Genomic DNA, 21,097 nt, shown 5'->3' with positions numbered 1-21,097 from the left:
TTTTTCTTGCGCCAATGACTATCGCAAAAACCGCAGTGATACCGCATGTGCTCTAATCTGAATGCCAGGCGTGCTTTAAACCGTGAGCGCCTGAGACAGCCCTTGAGGTACAAAAAAATGAAAATGACATTCCCTGCCCTGGCATTGGGCATCCTGATTTCCCAAGGGGCCCTGGCCGCCGGAGATGGCACAGCCGCGCTGGGCGGCGGTGTCGGCGGCGCGTTGGGCAATGTGGTAGGCCAACAGCTCGGCGGGTCGACCGGTGCGGCCATCGGTGCAGGCGTGGGCGGCGCCGCCGGTGGCGCGGTTGGCGCGCAAAAGGGCAATAAAACCGAAGCGGCGATTGGCGGCGGTTTGGGTTCTGCCGGCGGGTCGGTGATTGGTAATCGCCTGGGCGGCACCACCGGTTCGACCATCGGCGCGGGTGTAGGTGGCGCCGCAGGTGGCGCGCTGGGTAACAACCTGGCCGATGACGAGAGCAATCATCGTTCAGGCGGCGCGAAGCACAAAGGCAACAAGCATAAGCACAAGAATAAGCATCATTGATCGTCTGATGCTGTTCTGATTGCAAACAAGCCGGGCTCAAAGGCGTTGAATTCCTTTCAACCCGGCTTGTCAACACCCGCCCCGTGTTATATCGGCGAGCTGCTCACCACCCGCAGCGCCAAGCCTTCATAAGCATCCAGCGTGATAGTGAAATCACCCTCGGCGCTCAGGTCGCCTTCCACCCGTTCATTGATGATGTCCACTACCATCCCCGCCGCGATATCGGGCAAGTGCAAGGTTTCGGTGATCGGCGTCGCGCCGAAGTTCAGCGCGGTGATCTGCGTGCCCTTACCGGCCGGCAACTCGTGGACCATGATCAACAATGCGGGGTTTTCCACGTCCGGCACCAGTATCTGGCGACTGGCGGCAATGTCGTAGGCGCGGCGCACGGCGAGGATTTTTTGCAGTTGCGAAGCAAATGACTCCGGGTCTTCCAACTGGCTGTTCAGGCTGCCATACAGGCTTTTCGAGCGTGGCATCTGCCCGGCCGACAGCTCGGCATCGGGGTTGAGATCGACCAGGTCGTAGGCGCCGCGATGGATCCAGCGGGTATCGCCATCGGCCATCAAGTGCGCGACTTCCTCGGCTGCCAATGGCAGCGCGCCCACCAGGTCCCAGCCGGACAGCGCAAACACGCCAGGCTGCATGGCGTTGTACATCACCAGCAGCAGATGGATCTGGCGAATCTGCTGGATATCGGCCGGGGTGATCGCTTCAAGGTCACGAATACCCAGGGCAGCGGTGATGATGCTGGCAGTGGTGCAGGACACGCCATTGGTGACGAACTTAAGGTTATACGGCGCATGCTCGCCGGTCAGGCGTTCGTACATCTGCTCGCGGATGTGCTCGCGCAGGATGTTGCCGGGAAAGGTCTGGCCCTGGAACAGGAACGTGTCATGGGCGTGCAGCGTCCAGAAATGCACCAGCTCCAGGGTCAGTTCGTCATGGTTCTGCAAGGCATGGATCAGTGACCCCGGATCAATGCCGAGGTTATGCATCTGGCGCAGCATCAGGCGCAGGAATTCAGTGTCGCCCATCAGCAACGCATGCTGGTAGGCCGGGCGGGTGATGAAGTCATAGGACAGGTCCGCACCGCCGTGGGACATGGACGCAATATCGTCCACCGTAAGGTTGAGTTCCTGGAAGCTGAAACCGCCGGCCTTGCGGATCGCTCCGCCAAGCAACTGGTTGCCGGTGATCGACAGTGGATGGCTTTCCGACCAGGCCGTGCCATCGAGCTTGCGCTCCACGCCGAGAAAACCGTTGGCGTCCAGGCGCAGGATCTTGGCACCCATCACATCGATGGCGTGCAGCGCGTCACCGATAATCATCTGCTGCGCGGCGAACGAAGGGTCAAGCCAGTTCAGCGAGGGTTGGCCTTCCTTGAAGTAATGCAGGTACACCCAGCGGCGTGGCTTGCCATCCACGCCGAGCACCACAGGTGTGGCGCTCCAGTCGGTTTCCTTCACCCCGGGCTCGAAGAAAATCACTCGTTGCAACTGGCCGACGATGTAGTTCTTGTCGCGCAGCGCATCCACCTGCAGCGGGCTAAGGTTCTGCGCATCACGGCCCTCGGCCACCTCAGGCAGCAACGGCCAGTCTTCCTCGCGGATTTCCACCATGTGGTACAGCCCGGGGTAGTCCTCGTAGGCCATTTCCGCCAGGCGAAAATCGGCGCCCTTGCCGGTGTGGGATGGAATCACGTCGTCGATGATCACCGCATTGTGCGCGGCGGCCATGCGTGTCAACGCCTGCAACTGCGCCTCGGTGCCCAGTTGCGGGTCGATATCGAAGCTGATGCGGTCGAAATTGCCGTCGATGGTCGGCGTGTGTTCGGTGCCAGACAGGCCACCGGACTTTTTCAGCGGGCCGTTATGAATGCCTTGGATACCGATCTTCGACAAGGCATGCCACAGGGTTTCATCCCCCAGCGCTTCCAGCACCGTGCCGTCTTCGCGGGTGACAATCGACGCCGGGTACGCGGTGAACCACACCGATGACAAGGCTGAAGCATCCCGCGGACGCGTATGTGCGTACGGCTGCTGCCACAAGCGGCCCTGCCCGGAATACAGTTTGGCCCGCTGTCGCGCCGCGTGCAGCATGGATTGCTGCACCAGCCAGTTCACATGGTCGTTGTTCGCCGCGGTCATAAGCTCGATACCTGTGGTGGTCAAAAGGTTACTCGTAAGCATAGGAGGGGCGGGCGCGCCATTCGTTGCATTGAAATGGAGCCAAGGCAGGCAGCAATCCAAAAATGTGGGAGGGGGCTTGCTCCCGATAGCGGTGCTTCAGTCGATTCTTGTGTGACTGACACACCGCTATCGGGAGCAAGCCCCCTCCCACATTGGACTTTCGTGTGTCCGCCCTCCTGGTGTTGCTTGTCGATACTGCCTGGGGGTGAACCCGGTCAGCGCCTTGAACTGGCGGGTAAACGCGCTGTGGTCGGTGTACCCGCATTGCAGCGCCACCTCGGTAATCGGCAGGTCGGTATGCAACAGCCGCCGGGCATGTTCCAGTCGCACTTTCTGGATCATTTGCCGCGGTGTGAGGTGGAAGACGCGTTTGCAGTAGCGCTCCAGTTGCGCCACGGATATCCCTGCGATACGGGTCAACTCACCAAGGGTCACACGGCGGTTGAAGTGGTTGCGGATGTGTTCGTCCACTGCCGCCAGACGTTGATAGGCCGGGTGGGTTTCGCTGGCCGATTGCAGGTCGACCGAAATCCCCGCCAGGCCGATGATCGCGCCGAGATGGTTGTACAGCGGCCATTTGTGCGTGAGGCACCAGCCGGGCTCGCGGGTCCCATAGAGGTGCAGTTCAAGCTGGTCTTCAAGCACCAGCCCCTGCTCGAGTACACGTCGGTCTTGCTCGGTATAGCCCGGCCCCAGTTGCGCGGGAAACACCTCGGCGCTGGTCTTGCCCAGCAGCGGTTGCAACTGCCGCAGGCCGCATCGCTGCACCAGGGTGCGGTTGGCTAGCACGTAGCGGGCGTCGATGTCCTTGATAAAAATCGCGGCGTTGGGCAACACGTCGAGCATCGGCAGCAACTGCTCTACACCGCTCAATAGCTGTTCGATGCTGTGGGGGCGACTGCCTTGGAAAAGGCTCGCAAACGCGCTGTGCAACATGACTATCACTGCCCTTTTCGTGCTTTTACAACGCGCAGATTGCGCCATGCGCCAGGCGCTGTCGAGCGCGACAAACTGTGCTGAATTCGTCATCCATCCCAACGCAAAACATCAATCGCCGCCATGTCGATGGGTTCACGATAGCGCCACTGCATGCCTATCCAATAACTCAAAAGAAGGCGCCGCTATGTCAGGCCAAGGCAAGTTCAAGAAACAGCTGTCACTGATGGACCTCACCTTTATCGGGTTGGGTGCCATCTTCGGTTCGGGCTGGCTGTTCGCCGCCAGCCATGTGTCGGCCATCGCCGGCCCGGCAGGGATTTTTTCCTGGTTGCTGGGTGGTTTCGCCGTACTGCTGCTGGGCATCGTCTACTGCGAGCTCGGCGCTGCCCTGCCCCGCGCCGGTGGCGTGGTGCGTTACCCGGTGTACTCCCATGGCCCGCTGCTGGGCTACCTGATGGGCTTTATCACGCTGATCGCGTTTTCCAGCCTGGTGGCGATTGAAGTGGTTGCCTCGCGCCAATACGCCGCGGCGTGGTTTCCCGAGCTGACCAAGGCCGGCTCCAGCGACCCCACCACCCTGGGCTGGCTGGTGCAGTTCGCGCTGTTGTGCCTGTTCTTTGTCCTCAACTACCGCAGCGTCAAGACGTTCGCCATCGCCAATAACTTGGTGAGCGTGTTCAAGTTCATCGTGCCGTTGCTGGTGATCGGCGTGCTGTTCACCTTCTTCAAGCCGGCGAATTTCCAGATGCACGGCTTTGCCCCCTTCGGCCTCTCAGGCATCGAGATGGCGGTGTCGGCAGGCGGGGTAATCTTTGCCTACCTGGGGTTGACGCCGATCATTTCGGTGGCCAGCGAAGTCAAGAACCCGCAGCGCACGATTCCCATCGCGTTGATTCTCTCGGTGCTGCTGTCGACTGCCATCTACGTGCTGCTGCAAACTGCGTTTCTCGGCGGCGTGCCCACCGAAATGCTCGCCAATGGCTGGGCCGGGATCAGCAAGGAACTGGCCCTGCCCTATCGCGATATCGCCTTGGCCCTGGGCGTGGGCTGGCTGGCCTATCTGGTGGTGGCCGATGCGGTGATCTCCCCCAGCGGCTGCGGCAATATCTACATGAACGCCACCCCACGCGTGGTGTATGGCTGGGCGCAGACCGGGACCTTCTTCAAGATCTTCACGCGCATCGATGAAAAGTCCGGCATCCCGCGCCCGGCGCTGTGGCTGACCTTTGGCCTGTCGGTGTTCTGGACCCTGCCGTTCCCGTCTTGGGAAGCACTGATCAACGTAGTGTCCGCGGCGCTGATCCTCAGTTACGCGGTGGCCCCGGTGACCGTCGCCGCCCTGCGCCGGAATGCGCCGGACATGACGCGCCCGTTCCGGGTCAAGGGCATGGCGGTGCTGGGCCCGCTGTCGTTCATCATTGCCGCGCTGATCGTGTACTGGTCAGGCTGGAGTACGGTGTCCTGGCTGCTGGGCCTGCAAATCCTGATGTTTGTGGTGTACCTGCTGTGCGCGCGCTGGGTGCCGACCGCGCACTTGAATCTCAAGCAACAAGTACGCTCGTCTGCCTGGCTGATCGGCTTCTACGCCGTGACCATCCTGCTCTCCAAGCTCGGCAGCTTTGGCGGCGTCGGCGTGATCAGCCACCCGTTTGACACCCTGGTCGTGGCGGCCTGTGCCCTAGGCATCTACTACTGGGGCGCCGCCACCGGCGTGCCGGCCCACCTGGTGCGTCTGGAACACGAAGACGACGAAAGCGAAGCCGTCAGCGACGCGCCTTACCGCGCCCCACTGTCCCCGACAACCCATTGATGGAGCCTTCTATGAAACGGCTGCACGTGATTGACTCGCACACCGGCGGCGAGCCTACGCGCCTGGTAATGAGCGGGTTTCCTGAGTTGCACGGCGCCTCGATCGCCGAGCAACTGGAACACCTGCGCACCCACCACGATCAGTGGCGCCGCGCCTGCCTGCTGGAGCCACGGGGCAATGATGTACTGGTCGGCGCGCTGTACTGCGCGCCAGTCACACCGGGCGCCACCTGCGGGGTGATCTTCTTCAACAACGCCGGCTACCTCGGCATGTGCGGCCACGGCACTATCGGTCTGGTGGCCTCACTGCATTACCTCGGGCTGATCGCCCCGGGTGTCCACACCATCGACACGCCCGTGGGCCCGGTGGCGGCCACCCTGCACGAAGACGGCAACGTGACCCTGCGCAACGTGCCGGCTTACCGCTACCGCCGGCAGGTAGCGGTGCAGGTGCCTGGGCATGGCGTGGTGCTGGGCGACATTGCCTGGGGCGGCAACTGGTTCTTCCTGGTGTCGGACCACGGCCAGGCGCTGCAGATGGACAACGTGGAGGCCTTGACCGACTACACCTGGGCGATGCTCAAGGCCCTTGAGGCCCAGGGTATTCACGGCGCCGATGGCGCGCTGATCGACCATATCGAACTATTCGCCGACGACGACCACGCCGACAGCCGCAACTTCGTCATGTGCCCCGGCAAAGCCTACGACCGCTCCCCCTGCGGCACGGGCACCAGCGCCAAGCTCGCCTGCCTGGCCGCCGACGGCAAACTGGCCGCAGGAGACACCTGGGTACAAGCCAGCATCACCGGCAGCCAGTTCCAGGGCCGCTACGAATGGGACGGTGAACGTGTGCGCCCGTTCATCACCGGCCGCGCCTACATGACTGCCGACAGCACCTTGCTGATCGACGAGCAGGACCCGTTTGCCTGGGGTATCTGAGCCTTTTATTTATTGACCTGAATGGAGTTAGCACCATGAGCGACAACATCTTCACCGGCTGCATGCCCGCCCTGATGACCCCCTGCACCGCCGAGCGCAAGCCGGACTTCGACGCCCTGGTCGCCAAAGGTCGCGAGCTGATCGATATCGGCATGAGCGCAGTGGTGTATTGCGGCTCCATGGGCGACTGGCCGCTGCTCACCGAGGCACAGCGCCAGGAAGGCGTGGCGCGCCTGGTCGCGGCCGGCGTGCCGACCATCGTCGGTACCGGCGCAGTGAACAGCCGCGAGGCGGTAGCCCACGCGGCCCATGCCGCCAAGGTCGGCGCCCATGGCTTGATGGTGATTCCCCGCGTGCTGTCCCGTGGGGCTTCGGTCACCGCGCAAAAGGCCCACTTCGCGGCGATCCTCAACGCTGCGCCCAACCTGCCGGCGGTGATCTACAACAGCCCCTACTACGGCTTCGCCACCCGCGCCGATCTGTTCTTCGAACTGCGCCGCGAGCACCCGAACCTGATCGGCTTCAAGGAGTTCGGCGGCGCTGCCGACCTGCGCTACGCCGCAGAAAACATCACCTCCCAGGACGATGACGTGACCCTCATGGTCGGTGTCGACACCCAGGTGGTGCACGGTTTCGTCAACTGCAACGCCACCGGCGCGATCACCGGCATCGGCAACGCGCTGCCACGGGAAGTCCTGCAACTGGTGGCCCTGAGCAAAAAAGCCGCCAAGGGCGATGCCAAGGCCCGCCGCCAGGCGCGCGAGCTGGAAGCCGCCCTGGCGGTGCTGTCGTCGTTCGACGAAGGCTGCGACCTGGTGCTGTATTACAAGCACCTGATGGTGCTCAACGGTGACCAGGGGTACGCCCTGCACTTCAACGAAACCGATGTGCTCAGCGAGGCCCAGCGTCGGTACGCCGAGCAGCAATACGCGCTGTTCCGCCAGTGGTATGCCAACTGGTCGGCTGAACAGAACGTCGCTTGATTTTCTGTAGGAGCGAGCTTGCTCGCGAAGGTCGTTAACGATAACGCGTTCATCCCGAATGCACGCGTTATACGCACTATTTTCGCGAGCAAGCTCGCTCCTACAACACCCCTCTGTTTTTCAGGATGCCCCATGACTCTGACAGGCAAGATGCTGATTGGTCAGCAATCCCTTTGCGGCCATCGCGATGCGATCCGCGCCATCAACCCCGCCACCGACACGCCACTGGAGCCCGCCTATGCCGGCGGCGATGGCGAGCAGGTCGAGCAGGCCTGTGCACTGGCATGGGCCGCGTTCGATACTTACCGCGAAACCACCTTGGCAGATCGCGCCAGGTTTCTTGAAACCATTGCCGATAACATCGAAGCCCTGGGCGATGAATTGATCGAACGCGCCAGCGCCGAAACCGGCCTGCCCCGCGCACGCATTCAAGGTGAACGCGGTCGTACCTGCGGGCAACTGCGCGCCTTTGCCCGCACTGTACGCCTGGGTGAATGGCTCGACGTACGGGTCGATACCGCGCAACCCCAGCGCCAACCGCTGCCCCGCGCCGACCTGCGCCAGCGACATATCGCCCTGGGCCCGGTCGCAGTGTTTGGGGCAAGCAACTTTCCCCTGGCCTTCTCCGTGGCGGGCGGCGATACCGCATCGGCACTCGCTGCCGGTTGCCCGGTGGTGGTCAAGGCCCACAGCGCCCACCCCGGCACCAGCGAACTGGTGGGCCGCGCCGTTGCCCAGGCGGTCAAACAGTGTGGTTTGCCCGAAGGGGTATTTTCAATGCTCTATGGCGCGGGTAACGAGGTGGGTATCGCACTGGTGACCGACCCGCGCATCAAGGCCGTCGGCTTTACCGGTTCGCGCCGTGGCGGTGTCGCATTGTGCCAGGCCGCCCAGGCACGCCCGGAACCGATCCCGGTGTATGCGGAAATGAGTTCGATCAATCCTGTGTACCTATTTGCTGCCGCGCTTGAAGCACGGGCTGAAGCATTGGCCGAAGGCTTTGTCGCGTCACTGACCCAAGGTGCCGGCCAGTTCTGCACCAACCCTGGCTTGGTAATCGCCGTGAAAGGAAGCGCCCTGGACCGCTTTATCAAGGTCGCCAGTGATCTGCTTGCACGTTGCCCGGCCCAGACCATGCTCACCCCGGGCATTTTCAGCGCCTACGAAACCGGCGTGAATGCACTGGCCCAGCACGCCCAGGTTGCCGCCAAGGGCCTGGCGGCCGCCGGGCCGAACCAAGGCCAGGCCCACCTGTTCGTAACCCAGGCCCAGGCATTCCTGGACAACGAACATCTGCAAGCCGAGGTCTTTGGCGCCGCCTCGCTGGTGGTGGAATGCGGCGATGTCGAGCAAGTGCGCCAGGTATCCGCACACCTGGAAGGTCAACTCACCGCGACCTTGCACTTGGATGAGCCGGATTTGCCCCAGGCCCGCGCACTGCTGCCGGTACTGGAACGCAAGGCCGGGCGTCTGTTGGTCAACGGCTGGCCGACTGGTGTGGAAGTCTGCGATGCGATGGTGCATGGCGGGCCGTTCCCGGCGACCTCGGATGCGCGCAGCACCTCGGTGGGCACGGCGGCGATCCACAGGTTCCTGCGGCCGGTGTGCTATCAGGATTTCCCGGATGCCCTGCTGCCCAATGCCCTCCAACAGGACAACCCGCTGGGGCTGCGGCGCCTGCTTGACGGCCAGAGAGAGGCGTAGCCATGGCCGAGCCCAATCAAGCAGACATTGTGGTGGTCGGCGCCGGCATCATCGGCGTCGCCTGTGCCTTGCAGCTGGCGCGCCAAGGCCAGCAGGTGCAGGTTATCGACGCGCAGGCGCCGGGCATGGGCGCGTCCTACGGCAACGCCGGTCACCTGGCGACGGAGCAAGTGTTCCCCATCGCCGACCTGTCGATCCTCAAGCGCTTGCCGGCCATGCTCCTGGACCCCATGGGCCCGCTGCGCCTGGACTGGGCCTACCTGCCCCGCGCTCTGCCCTGGTTTATTCGCCTATTGTTGAATCTGCGACCGGCAAGCTACCAGCGCACCGTGGCCGGCCTGCGTGCATTGAATGAAGGCAGCCTGGGTGCATGGCAGCGTTTGCTGCATTCCATTGGGCAAACGCAACTGCTGCGCGAAGACGGTTCGCTGCTGGTGATTGAGCGCACCGAATCCCGCGTCGCCCTGGATGCGTTGCAGCAACGCATGCAGCAGCAAGGCGTCGCCGTGGAGTTCTGGAGCGGCGAGGCGGTGCGCACGGTAGCGCCGCAATTGAGCGACGCCATACAAGGTGGTTTGTTCTTCCCCAGTACCGGGCATTTTCTCGACCCCTATACCGTGGTCGGCGAACTGGTGAATGCAGCCAAGGCCGAGGGTGTGCAATTTCTGCAGCAGCGTGTTCTGGATGGGCGCCTGGATGACAGCGGTGTTTCATTGGTGACCGATCAAGGATTGGTGACGGCGCGCCAGGTGCTGATCGCCTGCGGCGCCCACTCGGCCAAACTCACTGCGGCCCTGACAGGCAAACAGGTACCGCTGGACACCGAGCGCGGCTATCACCTGATGCTGCCCCACGAACACCAGTGCCTGCCCTTCGCCGTCACCTCACTGGAACGCAAATTCATCATGACGCCCATGGCCGGCGGCTTGCGCCTGGCCGGCACGGTCGAATTCGCCGGCCTCGACCGCCCGGCGAATATGCAACGGGCCTGGCAGCTGCACCGCTTGAGCCAGGGGCTGTTTCGCCACAACCTGAACGACAGTGACGCCACACCGTGGATGGGTTTTCGGCCGTCCCTGCCCGACTCGCTGCCGATCATTGACCGGGTGTGCGAGGCCAAGGTGCTGCTTGCGTTTGGTCATCAGCATCTGGGGCTGACTCAGGCGGCGGTGACGGCTGAAAGGATCGGGCAACTGGCGGCAGGAGAGTCAGTGCCTGAGTTACAGCCCTATCGACTGGATCGCTTCTGAGCAAACTGATCCCGATACACAAAGGTTGGAGCTGTCCTGCTACTTGACCAATCGCTTTTCCTTGGAGGGGCGATAGCCGAAGTACGCGCTGTAGCACTTGCTGAAATGACTTGGCGAAACAAAACCGCATGCCACCAGTACATCCACCTGTGACAACTCGGTGTGCTGCAACAGGCGGCGCGCTTCGGTGACGCGCAGCTCCATGTAGTAGCGCTGCGGCGTAGTGCCCAGTTGCTCCTTGAACAGGCGCTCCAACTGGCGGCGGGAGCGGCCGGCGTAGACGGCGAGCTGATCGAGTTCAAGCGGTTCTTCGAGGTTGGCGTCCATCAGCTTCAGCACTTCGCGCAGAGGTGCGCTGACGCAGACGTTCTCCGTTGGCTTGATGCGGCGATAGCGTGATTCCTCGAACGCCAGGATGTCTTCGATGCCTTCGACCAGCGCCTTGCCGTGCAGGCTCTTGATCCAGTCCAGGGCCATATGGAAGGCGCCGGAGGGGCTCGACGCGGTGAGGCGGTCGCGGTCGATCACATAGGGCTCGCTGGTGACCTGGGCCCCCTTGGACACTTCCGCCAGCGCCGGGCGGTGTTCGGGGTGAATCGCGCAGCGGTAGCCCTGCAACAGGCCGGCGCGACCAAGGAACCAGGAGCCGTTCCACAAACCGGCAAGGCAAACGCCCGCCTCCGCGGCGCTGCGCAGCAGTTGAATGAACGGGTCGCTGGCCTTGAGTTCGGTACGGAAACCACCGCAGATGACCAGCAGGTCCAGCTCCTGAAGTGTCGACAACTCCAGGCTCGCATCGGGTCGGATCACCAGCCCGAGGTCACTGATCACTTCTCCCTCGCCCCAGCCGAAGGTGCGCGAGGCAAACAGCTCGGGGCGCAGCAGGTTGGCGGTCACGAGGGTGTCTAGGGTTTGGGTGAAGGCCGGCAGGGAGAAGTGTTCGAGCAGCAGGAAACCGACTTGGGTGACCGAGGTTGCCTGCGGGGTTTTGTCATTGAGGTAGCGCAGGTTCTTGCCTTGCATGCCACCGCTGAACTGGCGTCTTTCCATCGAGGGTTGGCCCACTCTTATTGTTGATGCAATGGGCGCTATCTTAGGGGCAAACGCTGTCACTGTCTCAATCGGCGTACCTGATATTGATAAATCCAAGATGCTTCAAAAGCCGCAGCCCAGCTACTGCGGCACCATCTGATATGGTTTTTTCTCTGTCATCTGCACCTGTATTGAACGCCGTCCCAGGCGGACAATAGGCGCCATCCCGACATCCCTGTCGCTCCCCGCCCTTCGGAGGCCTTATGACCAAAATGGCAATTTTCCTGTTCGGCTTTTTGGTATTGACCATCGGCATTGGCTTGCTGGCAACTATTTCGCCGGTTTGAACCTGAATCAGCTCACAAAAAGCATCGGATACAACGACAACACCAGCAACCCAGCCATGGACCAGTTGAACATCCGCAGCCAGCGCGGCTCGCGCAATACATTGCGCAGGCCGCTACCGCAACCGAGCCATACACACACGCTTGGCAGGTTGACCACGGCAAACACCACCGCAATCACCAGTACGTTAGTGGCGTAACCCTCAGCCGGCGTATAGGTGGTGATTGCACCCAGCGCCATGATCCAGGCCTTGGGGTTAACCCACTGGAAAGCCGCCGCACCCAGGAACGTCATCGGTTTGCCCTGTTCGTCGTTACTGTCCGATACCCCACCAGCGGTAGCAATCTTCCACGCCAGGTACAGCAGATAGGTGGCGCCAACATAGCGCAGCAGCGTGTACGCCCACGGGAACAGCTTGAACACTTCCCCCAGACCCAACCCGGCGCAAATCACCAGCAACATGAACCCTATGCTGATGCCCAAGGCGTGAGGGATCGAGCGGCGAAACCCGAAGTTCACCCCCGACGCCAGCAACATGGTGTTGTTGGGACCCGGGGTGATGGAAGACACGAAGGCAAAAAGCACAAAGGCTGACAACAGGCTGGTAGACATCAACATGAGGCGCGGTATCCAAGCGACAATGGTATGTCAGCGACGGTAGTAGGTTGCGGCGCCCATCGCCCGGTACAGCTGGAGAGAGATCGAGGCATACACTTTTGGAGGTCTACATTCACTTGCGCTCACGCAGATCACCGATGGGTTTCACAAACCTTTCACAGACCAGCATTTATGGTGGTTTCAGCTCCTTAATGAACTCCTTTTAGCCCGCGCCTCATCGCGGGCTTTTCTTTGCCTGATAATCGCACCGGGCAAAAAAAACATTCATTACCTACTTGGATGAATATCATGTCCTACGCTCTTATTCGCTTTAACCACACAGGCCAGAGTGAACGCCTTGATAGAAGATCTAGACGGTCCCCGAACTGCGCAGCAGGAATTGTTCTACGACCTTGAAGACGCCAGCGCTGTTATCGGCTGGTCCGTGGTTGAGCTGACCGCATTGGCCGCTGGCGGGCATTCAAATGATGCGGTTGCATTAAGGAAGGTCTGCGCATTACTCACTGCACAGCAGCAAAGGCTTGAAGCCTATGCCAATGAAGTCAAAGCACAGAGGATCAGCAGATCCGAGGCGCTGGGGTGACACCGCCCCTCGGATCATCGGACTGAGGCCAGCGCTGGCGGCTGGCACGCGCTACGAACAGTCAGTGACTTTGAGCGGAGGGCTGCTTGTCATGACCACGTTGTTTTTTTACACGCTTGCGCGCCCTGAGTTCGTATTGATGGTGAAAAAACCAAGCGATCAGGAGTACGCCCGTCACGCCAAAAACCAGGGTCAACAGCTCTAATGCAGTGCCTTCGTGTGAAAACATTTTTCGTTCCTCGTCCTGAAGTCGTTTGGCTGAAAAACAGTCAAACCGAAATTGTTCGTAACAATTCAAACATTTTTAGGGTAGTCGGCAAATGCTTCCGTGACAACCCCGACTGAGCTGTAACCATTGATCTAGACACGTCACTCGTCGAAAATCTACTTAATAACCTGCAGGCGATAAAAAACCCGTAGACGCTAATCTACGGGTTTCCAATAGCGCAGGCCCAGGTCGTAATCGACCCATGAGCACCGGCCTGCCCTGGTTCTCGATTACTTATTCAGTCCCGGACGCGTCCTGCTCCACCACCAGATCCAACACATAGACCGTCGAAGGCGCATCTGCTGGCGGATTCTTCCAGTCGTATTGCTTGACCCGCACTACCGTGCGCACGCCATCACGATGCTCAAAGCCTTCAATAGACTGATACAGCGGGTGCCATGTGTCCCGGGTCGGAAGCTGCAGGCCTGCGTCGTCATAGCGGCGCTCACGCACTTGCAAGCACTGATAGTCAGGGATCATCGGGTGACTGCACTTGACAGTGTTGGGCGCCACTTCCAGGAACTTGACCTCGCCCTTGCTACCGTAACGGGTCTCAGGAGTGGCCTCCCCCTGAAGCTTGAGCACCGAGCCGTCCACTGTAGTCAGTTGCAGCACTGGCCCCGTGTTATCACCGGTGATGACGGCGCGCAGATCACCTTTGAACAGTCGACCTACCTGGGCGTCAAGGTCCATCAGGCTCTTGTCACAGGCCATGAGCGTAGAAGCCAGTGACTGCACCTTCAGAACCCCTCCCTGATATTGATAGCCGCCGAACTGGCCATTGCAGCCACCGCTGATGTTCAGGTTCTTTTCACCGAAGGAAACACGCAACTTGCGCTCGATGCCTTTGTTCATCATAACGAGAGGTTTGCCCGAAGTATCAGTCGCCGAAACCAGGTTCCAGTAATAAGCAGATAATGCTGGCTGGCCTGCAGCGGTCGAGGTAGCAATGGGCATGGAAGGTGATTCTTCATGGCTTTTGGAAGGGGCGGCGCAACCTTGGACCAGTGCAGCACAAACGGCCACAAGAAGAATTTTGTGTTTCATGGTTCACTCTGTCAGCTTGATGAATACGGGCGTTATCTTGCGCGGGCAGGATAAACGCGCGGCTAAACCGGCAAGCGTTCGAGGTATTACTGAGTGTTGACCCAGCGCTCGCTCGGACGACCTCGTCCTTGACCGATAGCGATGGGACATCACTTTTTTCGTTCAGTTTCACGCAATAAGGACGCTGGAAGCGATACTACAGTCCCGGGCAACGACCTTTATCAGCGATCGATGAAATCTCCGACTTTCCTTGCGTCCTGTTCGAACCTTTCGAATATAGGAGCTGGTTTCGGGGTGTCGAACATACGCTGAGTCAGAAGCACCGTCGTCAGTTTCGAGACGGGATCGCTTTGCCATCTACTGCCAAACCCACCGCTCCAGCCGATCGTCCCCACACGAGCCCCGCTCGAGGTTTCTTTTGCGGTAACAGACAACCCATATCCCCAGCCTTGACCCTCCTGGAGGACAGACTCACCCTCCTTGCGCTGAGACGGTGTGAGGTGGTCGGTAGTCATCATCTTGACCGCATCTCTTGACAGCAATTGTCGTCCATTATTCGCGCCGCCATTGAGCAACATACGTACAAACGCCAGATAATCATCCACTGTCGAAACCAGGCCTCCATCACCTTGTTCAAAAGCGGGAGGTCGGCTCCAACCACCGGTTCTCGGGGCATCCCACTCTTCAAGTGTGCCTTCCTTCTGCCGGTAAGCGGTTACCAAGCGATCCAGCTTATCTTCCGGCACATAGAAGCCAGTATCTTTCATTCCAAGTGGACTGAAAATTCGTTCTGACAAGAACTCGCCGAACTGTTGCCCCGATGCGCGAGCAATCAGCACACCTAGAATGAGAGAGCCAATGTTATATATCCACTTTTCGCCAGGTTGGGCAAAGAGTGGCAGCGTTGAGATGCGTTGAAGCCATTGGTCAGCATTCAAACTCAACGTTGGGTCAGGTGGTCCGAAACCGGCGATACCGAGTGCTGATATCTTCTCCTGGATAGGGTATGTGCCGGGAGGCTGAAAAATAATTCCCCAACCTAAACGGAATGTCAGCAGGTCTTCAACCGTTATGGAGCGTTTTGCCGCGACGGTATCATCCACTGGTCCGTCGAGGTTGCGCAATACTTGTCGGTTAGCCAACTCCGGTAGCAGGCGGTCGACCGGCTCATTGAGTTTTAACTTGCCATCGTCAACGAGAAGCATGGTGGCCGCAGCCGTTATAACCTTGCTCATCGAGGCGATGCGGAAGATCGAATCACGTCGCATAGGCGGACCATCCAACGCCATGCGACCTAAAACGGCGACATGCGCATCGTCTCCACGCGCTAACAATCCGACCAGACCGGGTGCATGTCCCGCGTTAAGGGCTTTCTGTAAATTGGCATCGACAGACGACAAACGAAGATGTGAACTTTGTTCAGCCATCGGTTGTTCTCCTAAGTTTATATGCGTTCGGCCCTAGAACTTTAAACTGGACTCCCCCTGCGCCAGGCTTAGTGTGCTCTGGCCGCAAGGGTTGTCATATGCAAAATTTGGATTAATCAATAAATATGCATATTCGTCGTACTATCCATCAAAGGACAACAACAATTTTTCCTAACGCGCGGTCGCTTTCAATCAAACGATGCGCTTGACGGACCTCATCAAAGGCAAAGGTTCTGCTATTAATGGAAGGGATACGCTTGGCAGCGATTTCCTTTACCAACCATGGCAATGGTGTGTCTTCCAAAGGCAAGTCGGAAGTCCCCAACAAGCTGCTTGGGAAGAGGCTCAGCCGCACAGCACCCGGCATGTCCCCTCTCAGGTTGAATTGCTCAAGGTTGGGCGTACCACCCAGCCCGCCGACAACGCTCACCCCACCGAAGGGACGCACGGCCTTGAGGGTGTCCAATAGCGTTACGACGCCGACGACTTCAAGCGCCGCGTCGACCCCGCCCGGTGCGATTTCGCGAATGCGCGGGGCAATTTTACCATCGTCGATTACCACGATATCGGCCCCCACTTGGTAGAGGCGTTGGCTATTGCCCGCACTGCGGGTGGTCGCAATCACTTTTAATCCGCGGGCTTTTGCATAAGTGATAGCAGCAAGGCCCACTGCGGAAGTGCCACCGCGAACCAACAGCGTCTGACCCTTTTTAATCGCCAGGTTTTTGTCCAGTGCTCCCCAGACTGTTAAGTAGATTTCCGGCAGCGCGGCCAATTGCTCCCAAGGCAGCGTGGTGTCATCCAAGGCAATCACGTTATTGCTCAACACGGTGACTTGTTCGGCATAGGTGCCATTACGGGTAAATTGCAGTCCTCCCATGGCGGTAGCGACGCGCTGACCGGCGCTCAATTTGCCGGAGGGGTCTCGAATGACTTCACCCACAGCCTCAATACCCGGGACCCGTGGCTCGGTGATAGGTCCCATTCGGCCGGCGCGCAATGCGGTATCAATGCGGTTGATGCCAAAGGCGCGGACACGGATCAATACTTCACCGACTGTCGGCTCTGGGGATGGGATATCCCGCAATTGCAAAACGTCGGCATCGCCGGGCTGTTCGATCACATAAGCTTTCATGGGGAATCTTCCTCAAGTGCGTTGCAGGTATGAACCTTGCCGCTTGGGCAAGTGCTCGCACTATCCATCACTCTAAGCTGGAAGATAATCCACGCAAACGATAGGCTCTCCTACCAAATGTGAGAGGGTATCGTCATGGACTTAAACGCCGTTCGCATGTTCGTCAGTGTGGCGCAGGCCGGCAGTCTGTCCGCCGCAGCCGAACGCCTGAACATTCCACTACCCACCTTGAGTCGGCGCATTCGAGAGCTCGAACAGCAACTTAAGGTTCAATTGCTCGAGCGCTCGGTGCGGGGCACCAAACTCACCGATTCTGGGATGCGGCTGTATGAGCACGCCAGTCGGGGCATCGAAGCGCTAGTTGCGGGTGAGCAATCAGTCATATGTTCCCAGCGGCTTTTGACCGGACGTCTGCGCCTGTCGCTGCCGCCCTCGTTTGAACCGTGGTGGGACGTTGTATCTGCCTTTCAGCGCAGCTACCCGCAGGTACAAGTCAGCATCCACACCACTGAACGGCGCGTCGATCTGATCGAGGAAGGCATCGACGTGGCGCTGCGGGTTGGTGAAATCGCACACGAAACCCTGGTCGCCCGTCACCTGCTTAAATATCGTCATGTGCTGGTGGCCAGCCCCATGTTGATCGAGCGGCTGGGCCTACCCTCCAGTGTCGAGGCTTTACATGCATATCCTTGCGGCGTTTGGGGACGAGGCAACCAGGGCAACTGGTTATTGGGGGGAGAAACGATCAAGCCGGTAGCCATTCTGTCCACAAATGACTACATGCATCTGCGCAGCCGTGCACTGACGGGAGACCTGGTGACGGAGCTACCGCCCTTTCTCGCCGCAAGCGCTATCCGTGAAGGGACGCTCCAGGCCTTGCTGCCGGCCTATCCATTGCCAGAACAGCAAATAAACTTGCTCTATCCGTCGCATCATCATCCGTCGGCTATCGTGCGTGCATATCTGGACTTCGTGCAAGGATATGTAGAGTACATCGCGCAGGTATCAACAATATCTCAGTGATTTTTTGAGCGTTCGGATGGCGATCCAGACAACGAAAAAAAAGGCTCCCTACTTATCCAAGCAGGGAGCCAAAGGGGAAAACGTAATGCCATACATTGCTACGCTGGTTGCTCAGCGGTGTATGAAACCGGTTAATACGCCAGCGAGTAGCGGAATAGGTAAATGGCCGTATAACTCAGTTTTTTTCTGTGTTGACTGCTAAACGCGCTTTGAGAAGAGTTACGAGCAAGCGATCTCGCTCGGCCGCCAGCTCTTCAAAGCTTCTATCGGCCACTTCCGCATACAGACCCTGGATCATTTTCTCTTGCATCTGCGGCGTGAACTCAACGCCCCCCAGCGGCGTCCACCACGTCACCAAAGGACCAGCGAACTGTTTGTAAAAATGCTCAATTCCGCCTGCTCCGCCGCCAAGATGGTTCAAAAGCACGGGACCCATCACGCCCCAACGCAGACCCGGGCCCCAAGAGCAGGCCGTATCTGCATCTGCGACACTTACGACACCTTCATTGACGAGCGACATGATCTCTCTGATAAGTACCCCTTGCAGGCGGTTGGCTACATGCCCTGGTACCTCTTTGTTCAGTCGAATCGTTCGCTTGCCAAGGCTGGAATAGAAGGTTTGCGCACGATCAACTGATTCGCTGGAGGTCTGTTTACCGGCTACTAACTCCACCAGGGGAATCAGATGAGGTGGATTGAACGGATGCCCGACCAAGCAACGCTCTGGATGAAGAACGCAGCCTTTTTGGATTTCCGTCATTGTTAGCCCTGAAGAGCTAGTGGCGATCAGTACATCTGAGGCCAGGACAGCATCGAGTTGACGGTATAAATCCTGCTTGAAGTCCAATCGCTCAGGACCGTTTTCCTGTACGAAATCTACATCCGCGATATCTTCGAGAGAGGTGGAAAATGTCAGTCGCAGTTGCGAGGCGCCAGCCGCAACCAAGCCAAGCTCCTGCATCTCTGTCCAGGCTTTAGCGACATACTCGCGCAGTGCCGCTTCGGCTCCGTCCGCAGGATCAACAGCGATGACTTCAAATCCGTAAGCCAAAAACAATGCGCTCCAACTCGCGCCAATTACCCCTGTGCCGACTATCCCGATTTTTTTAATCACGTTGCTCATGGTTATTTCCATCCGTTAAAACAGACCGCGGTATTACTGATGAATACATCAGGCAGCCTTATGTGATAAGCGTGAGGATGAATGATCATCCACTGGTGAGCACAAGCTGAGCGTGGTCCACTGTCTGCCCACAATGGGGTTTTTCACTGCAATCAACTTGGCTTGACCTATAGTGGGGATGACTTGAGCCACGGAACAAATACCTTGATTGGCGCAAGCCATAACTGACAGGCATGGCCATCGTGATAGAGATCCGACACCTACGTTATTTCCTGGAAATTTCCGACATGGGCAGCTTTACCGCGGCTGCGCAGCGGCTGGGTGTAGCGCAACCATCTTTGACACGCCAGATGCACGCACTGGAAGAACATGTCGGCTGCAAGCTTTTTACCCGCTCCTGGCAGGGAGCCTGCCTGACAGAAGCGGGAGAAGTGTTGCAGAAGGAGGCTCGTCTGACGGTCAGCCAATTCAATTCTGCGATCAAGCGTACGCAGGATAAAGGAAAGCAGGTTCATAGACTGGTACTGGGAATGATCCCCGGAACGGAGGATGAACTGATGGGCCGTGTTTCGACGGCACTGGGCCCCGAAATGAAAGGCATTGCGGTAGATGTTCAAAGTAAACTGCCGCTGGACCTGATCAGCGCTTTGCAACAGCAGAGCATTGAGGCCGCCTTCATTCGAAGAGGCGACGTGCCCATTGAATGGGTGAGCCAAGTTATCCGGAAGGAGACTTTGACGGCGATCCTGCCGCGCGGCCATCACCTATTACGCAAGCGTATGATTTCTGCCAGGGACTTATCCGGGGAGCGTCTGGTCGTGATCAGCGCCAAGGCAGCACCTGCGCTTCGCTCGACAATCGACGCCTTCCTGGCACCGTACAAGACAGACTTGATCGTGCCACTTGAGGCCGACGGGATGCTGAGCATTTTTTCCATGGTGACCGCCACTGGACTATGCAGCCTGGTTCCCGATTCCTTTTGCAAGATGCTGCCTAAGAACATCGCTACCCGACGCCTTGGCGCGATTTACGACTCTGCCCTCGATCTGGTCCTGGCACACACCGGGACAAGCGTCTCCCCCTTGCTGGAGCGCCTATTCGAACGTATCGGGGATTGCAAACAGCCATGATCGGCGCGTTGTTGACCAGTACGAACAACGAATAATTAGTTTTCTTTTGGGTATGTAAACCATAAAAAAAAGCCATTTTTTTTATGGTTTTTTTGTACGTAGAGTGCGTCGCAGATCGTCGAGACCACTCACCCCATGACCATCCTGGTGCGTAGCACTGGAAGGAAACTATTGTGAATATCAATGATATCAAGCAGTACGCTTACTCTATGCCACTGACAAGTCCTGCGTTTGCACCTGGTCCGTACCGCTTTGTAAATCGAGAGTTTCTCATCATCACTTACCGTACCGACCCGGAGAAGTTACGTAAATGGGTTCCTGAACCCCTCGACATTGACATGGATAATCCCATCGTCAGATACGAGTTCATCCGAATGCCAGATTCAACAGGCTTCGGGGACTACACCGAATCGGGTCAAGTTATTCCGGTAGCTTATGCAGGGCGCAAGGGCGGCTACACCCACTCCATGTATCTCGATGACTTTGCTGCAATATCTGGTGGGCGAGAATTGTGGGGCTTTCCAAAGAAGCTCGCCAGGCCCACTCTCAGCGTTGAGTCCGATACGTTGGTGGGAGAATTGCACTACGGGAAGGTACTAGTTGCGAATGCAACTATGGGCTACAAGCATCTCGAGATGGACCACGGCCTGGCGAAGGCAGCGATTGAGGCACCTGGTTTTCTGCTGAAAATCGTTCCACATGTAGACGGTACAGCGCGTATTTTGGAACTGGTCGAATACCGTTGTGAAGATGTGCTGATTAAAGGGGCATGGACAGGGCCAGTTGGTCTGAACCTGTTTTCCCATGCGCTAGCACGAGTCAATGACCTCCCAGTGCTTGAGATTTTATCAGGTGTGCACATCGTGGCCGACCTGACACTGGGCCTGGGCGAGGTAGTCCACGACTACCTTGCACCCGTGCAACGCTGAGGGTAAAGGCCTGCACGACCTTCGTGCCCTCAACGTATTAAAGAATCCCAACAGACAGATCATCCCGCACGATAC

19 protein-coding genes are annotated in these 21,097 nt (G+C 58.7%); 10 read left to right on the top strand and 9 right to left on the bottom strand.

Translation table 11 applies throughout. The features are described 5' to 3' along the window. Positions 1-117 precede the first annotated feature (117 nt). On the top strand, positions 118-546 hold the full coding sequence (locus QZR30_RS08270; RefSeq protein WP_043047676.1) for a glycine zipper domain-containing protein: 429 nt from the start codon (positions 118-120) through the stop codon (positions 544-546). An 86-nt stretch (positions 547-632) separates the two neighbouring features. On the opposite strand, the gene treS is transcribed toward QZR30_RS08270, so the two are convergent. Beyond that, on the bottom strand, positions 633-2,696 hold the full coding sequence (gene treS, locus QZR30_RS08265; protein ID WP_311903168.1) for a maltose alpha-D-glucosyltransferase: 2,064 nt from the start codon (positions 2,694-2,696) through the stop codon (positions 633-635). A 168-nt stretch (positions 2,697-2,864) separates the two neighbouring features. Next, positions 2,865-3,674, bottom strand: a complete 810-nt coding sequence (locus tag QZR30_RS08260) for an AraC family transcriptional regulator (protein ID WP_046068269.1) — start codon at positions 3,672-3,674, stop codon at positions 2,865-2,867. A gap of 187 nt (positions 3,675-3,861) precedes the next feature. Here QZR30_RS08260 and QZR30_RS08255 point away from each other — a divergent pair, with 187 nt between their 5' ends. The 5 genes from QZR30_RS08255 (at position 3,862) to QZR30_RS08235 (ending at position 10,362) form a co-directional block, all read left to right on the top strand. Further along, entirely contained in the window at positions 3,862-5,487 is a 1,626-nt protein-coding gene (locus QZR30_RS08255; RefSeq protein WP_046068270.1) for an APC family permease, read from the top strand. An 11-nt stretch (positions 5,488-5,498) separates the two neighbouring features. After that, positions 5,499-6,425 carry a 4-hydroxyproline epimerase gene (locus QZR30_RS08250; RefSeq protein ID WP_046068271.1) on the top strand — a complete coding sequence of 309 codons (927 nt, stop codon included), beginning with the start codon at positions 5,499-5,501 and terminating at the stop codon, positions 6,423-6,425. 35 nt (positions 6,426-6,460) lie between these two features. Then, the gene (locus QZR30_RS08245; protein ID WP_311903167.1) at positions 6,461-7,408 is read left to right on the top strand and encodes a dihydrodipicolinate synthase family protein; all 948 of its coding nucleotides are present in this window, start codon (positions 6,461-6,463) and stop codon (positions 7,406-7,408) included. A gap of 132 nt (positions 7,409-7,540) precedes the next feature. Continuing rightward, positions 7,541-9,112, top strand: coding sequence for an aldehyde dehydrogenase (NADP(+)) (locus tag QZR30_RS08240; protein ID WP_311903166.1), 1,572 nt, complete (start codon positions 7,541-7,543; stop codon positions 9,110-9,112). A 2-nt stretch (positions 9,113-9,114) separates the two neighbouring features. Beyond that, positions 9,115-10,362, top strand: a complete 1,248-nt coding sequence (locus QZR30_RS08235) for an NAD(P)/FAD-dependent oxidoreductase (protein WP_311903164.1) — start codon at positions 9,115-9,117, stop codon at positions 10,360-10,362. A gap of 39 nt (positions 10,363-10,401) precedes the next feature. Here the strand turns inward: QZR30_RS08235 and QZR30_RS08230 are convergent, their stop codons facing one another. After that, positions 10,402-11,385: a GlxA family transcriptional regulator gene (locus QZR30_RS08230; RefSeq protein ID WP_311903259.1), complete on the bottom strand. Its 984-nt coding sequence runs from the start codon at positions 11,383-11,385 to the stop codon at positions 10,402-10,404. A gap of 363 nt (positions 11,386-11,748) precedes the next feature. Further along, positions 11,749-12,357: a LysE family translocator gene (locus tag QZR30_RS08225; protein WP_046068275.1), complete on the bottom strand. Its 609-nt coding sequence runs from the start codon at positions 12,355-12,357 to the stop codon at positions 11,749-11,751. Positions 12,358-12,685: 328 nt separating this feature from the next. Between QZR30_RS08225 and QZR30_RS08220 the strand changes: the two genes are divergently transcribed. After that, a complete protein-coding gene (locus QZR30_RS08220) occupies positions 12,686-12,940 on the top strand; it encodes a hypothetical protein (protein ID WP_046068276.1) in 255 nt (84 codons plus the stop codon). 61 nt (positions 12,941-13,001) lie between these two features. Here QZR30_RS08220 and QZR30_RS08215 read toward each other — a convergent pair whose 3' ends face one another. From QZR30_RS08215 to QZR30_RS08200, 4 genes are all read right to left on the bottom strand, one after another. Then, positions 13,002-13,169, bottom strand: a complete 168-nt coding sequence (locus tag QZR30_RS08215; RefSeq protein ID WP_173664489.1) for a hypothetical protein — start codon at positions 13,167-13,169, stop codon at positions 13,002-13,004. A gap of 273 nt (positions 13,170-13,442) precedes the next feature. Further along, positions 13,443-14,255, bottom strand: a complete 813-nt coding sequence (locus QZR30_RS08210; RefSeq protein WP_068967279.1) for an META and DUF4377 domain-containing protein — start codon at positions 14,253-14,255, stop codon at positions 13,443-13,445. Between the two features lie 221 nt (positions 14,256-14,476). Further along, entirely contained in the window at positions 14,477-15,682 is a 1,206-nt protein-coding gene (locus QZR30_RS08205; RefSeq protein WP_274354783.1) for a serine hydrolase domain-containing protein, read from the bottom strand. 148 nt (positions 15,683-15,830) lie between these two features. Continuing rightward, complete coding sequence (locus tag QZR30_RS08200; protein ID WP_046068279.1) at positions 15,831-16,817, bottom strand: zinc-binding dehydrogenase; 987 nt, start codon at positions 16,815-16,817, stop codon at positions 15,831-15,833. Between the two features lie 135 nt (positions 16,818-16,952). On the opposite strand from QZR30_RS08200, the gene QZR30_RS08195 reads away from it, so the two are divergent. Further along, positions 16,953-17,840, top strand: a complete 888-nt coding sequence (locus tag QZR30_RS08195) for a LysR family transcriptional regulator (protein ID WP_046068280.1) — start codon at positions 16,953-16,955, stop codon at positions 17,838-17,840. Between the two features lie 175 nt (positions 17,841-18,015). Here QZR30_RS08195 and QZR30_RS08190 read toward each other — a convergent pair whose 3' ends face one another. Further along, complete coding sequence (locus QZR30_RS08190) at positions 18,016-18,963, bottom strand: 3-hydroxyacyl-CoA dehydrogenase NAD-binding domain-containing protein (RefSeq protein ID WP_046068281.1); 948 nt, start codon at positions 18,961-18,963, stop codon at positions 18,016-18,018. Positions 18,964-19,196: 233 nt separating this feature from the next. Here QZR30_RS08190 and QZR30_RS08185 point away from each other — a divergent pair, with 233 nt between their 5' ends. Together QZR30_RS08185 and QZR30_RS08180 are read left to right on the top strand one after the other, a co-directional pair. Continuing rightward, entirely contained in the window at positions 19,197-20,093 is an 897-nt protein-coding gene (locus QZR30_RS08185; RefSeq protein ID WP_233518702.1) for a LysR family transcriptional regulator, read from the top strand. A gap of 173 nt (positions 20,094-20,266) precedes the next feature. Beyond that, on the top strand, positions 20,267-21,022 hold the full coding sequence (locus QZR30_RS08180; RefSeq protein WP_082363242.1) for an acetoacetate decarboxylase: 756 nt from the start codon (positions 20,267-20,269) through the stop codon (positions 21,020-21,022). The last annotated feature ends 75 nt before the right edge of the window (positions 21,023-21,097 follow it).

The organism is Pseudomonas sp. rhizo25 (genome assembly GCF_031931935.1).
Classification (GTDB): Bacteria; Pseudomonadota; Gammaproteobacteria; order Pseudomonadales; family Pseudomonadaceae; genus Aquipseudomonas; species Aquipseudomonas synxantha.
The sequence above is the reverse complement of the archived record's forward strand: the minus strand, read 5'-3'. Positions and strand labels throughout refer to the sequence as shown.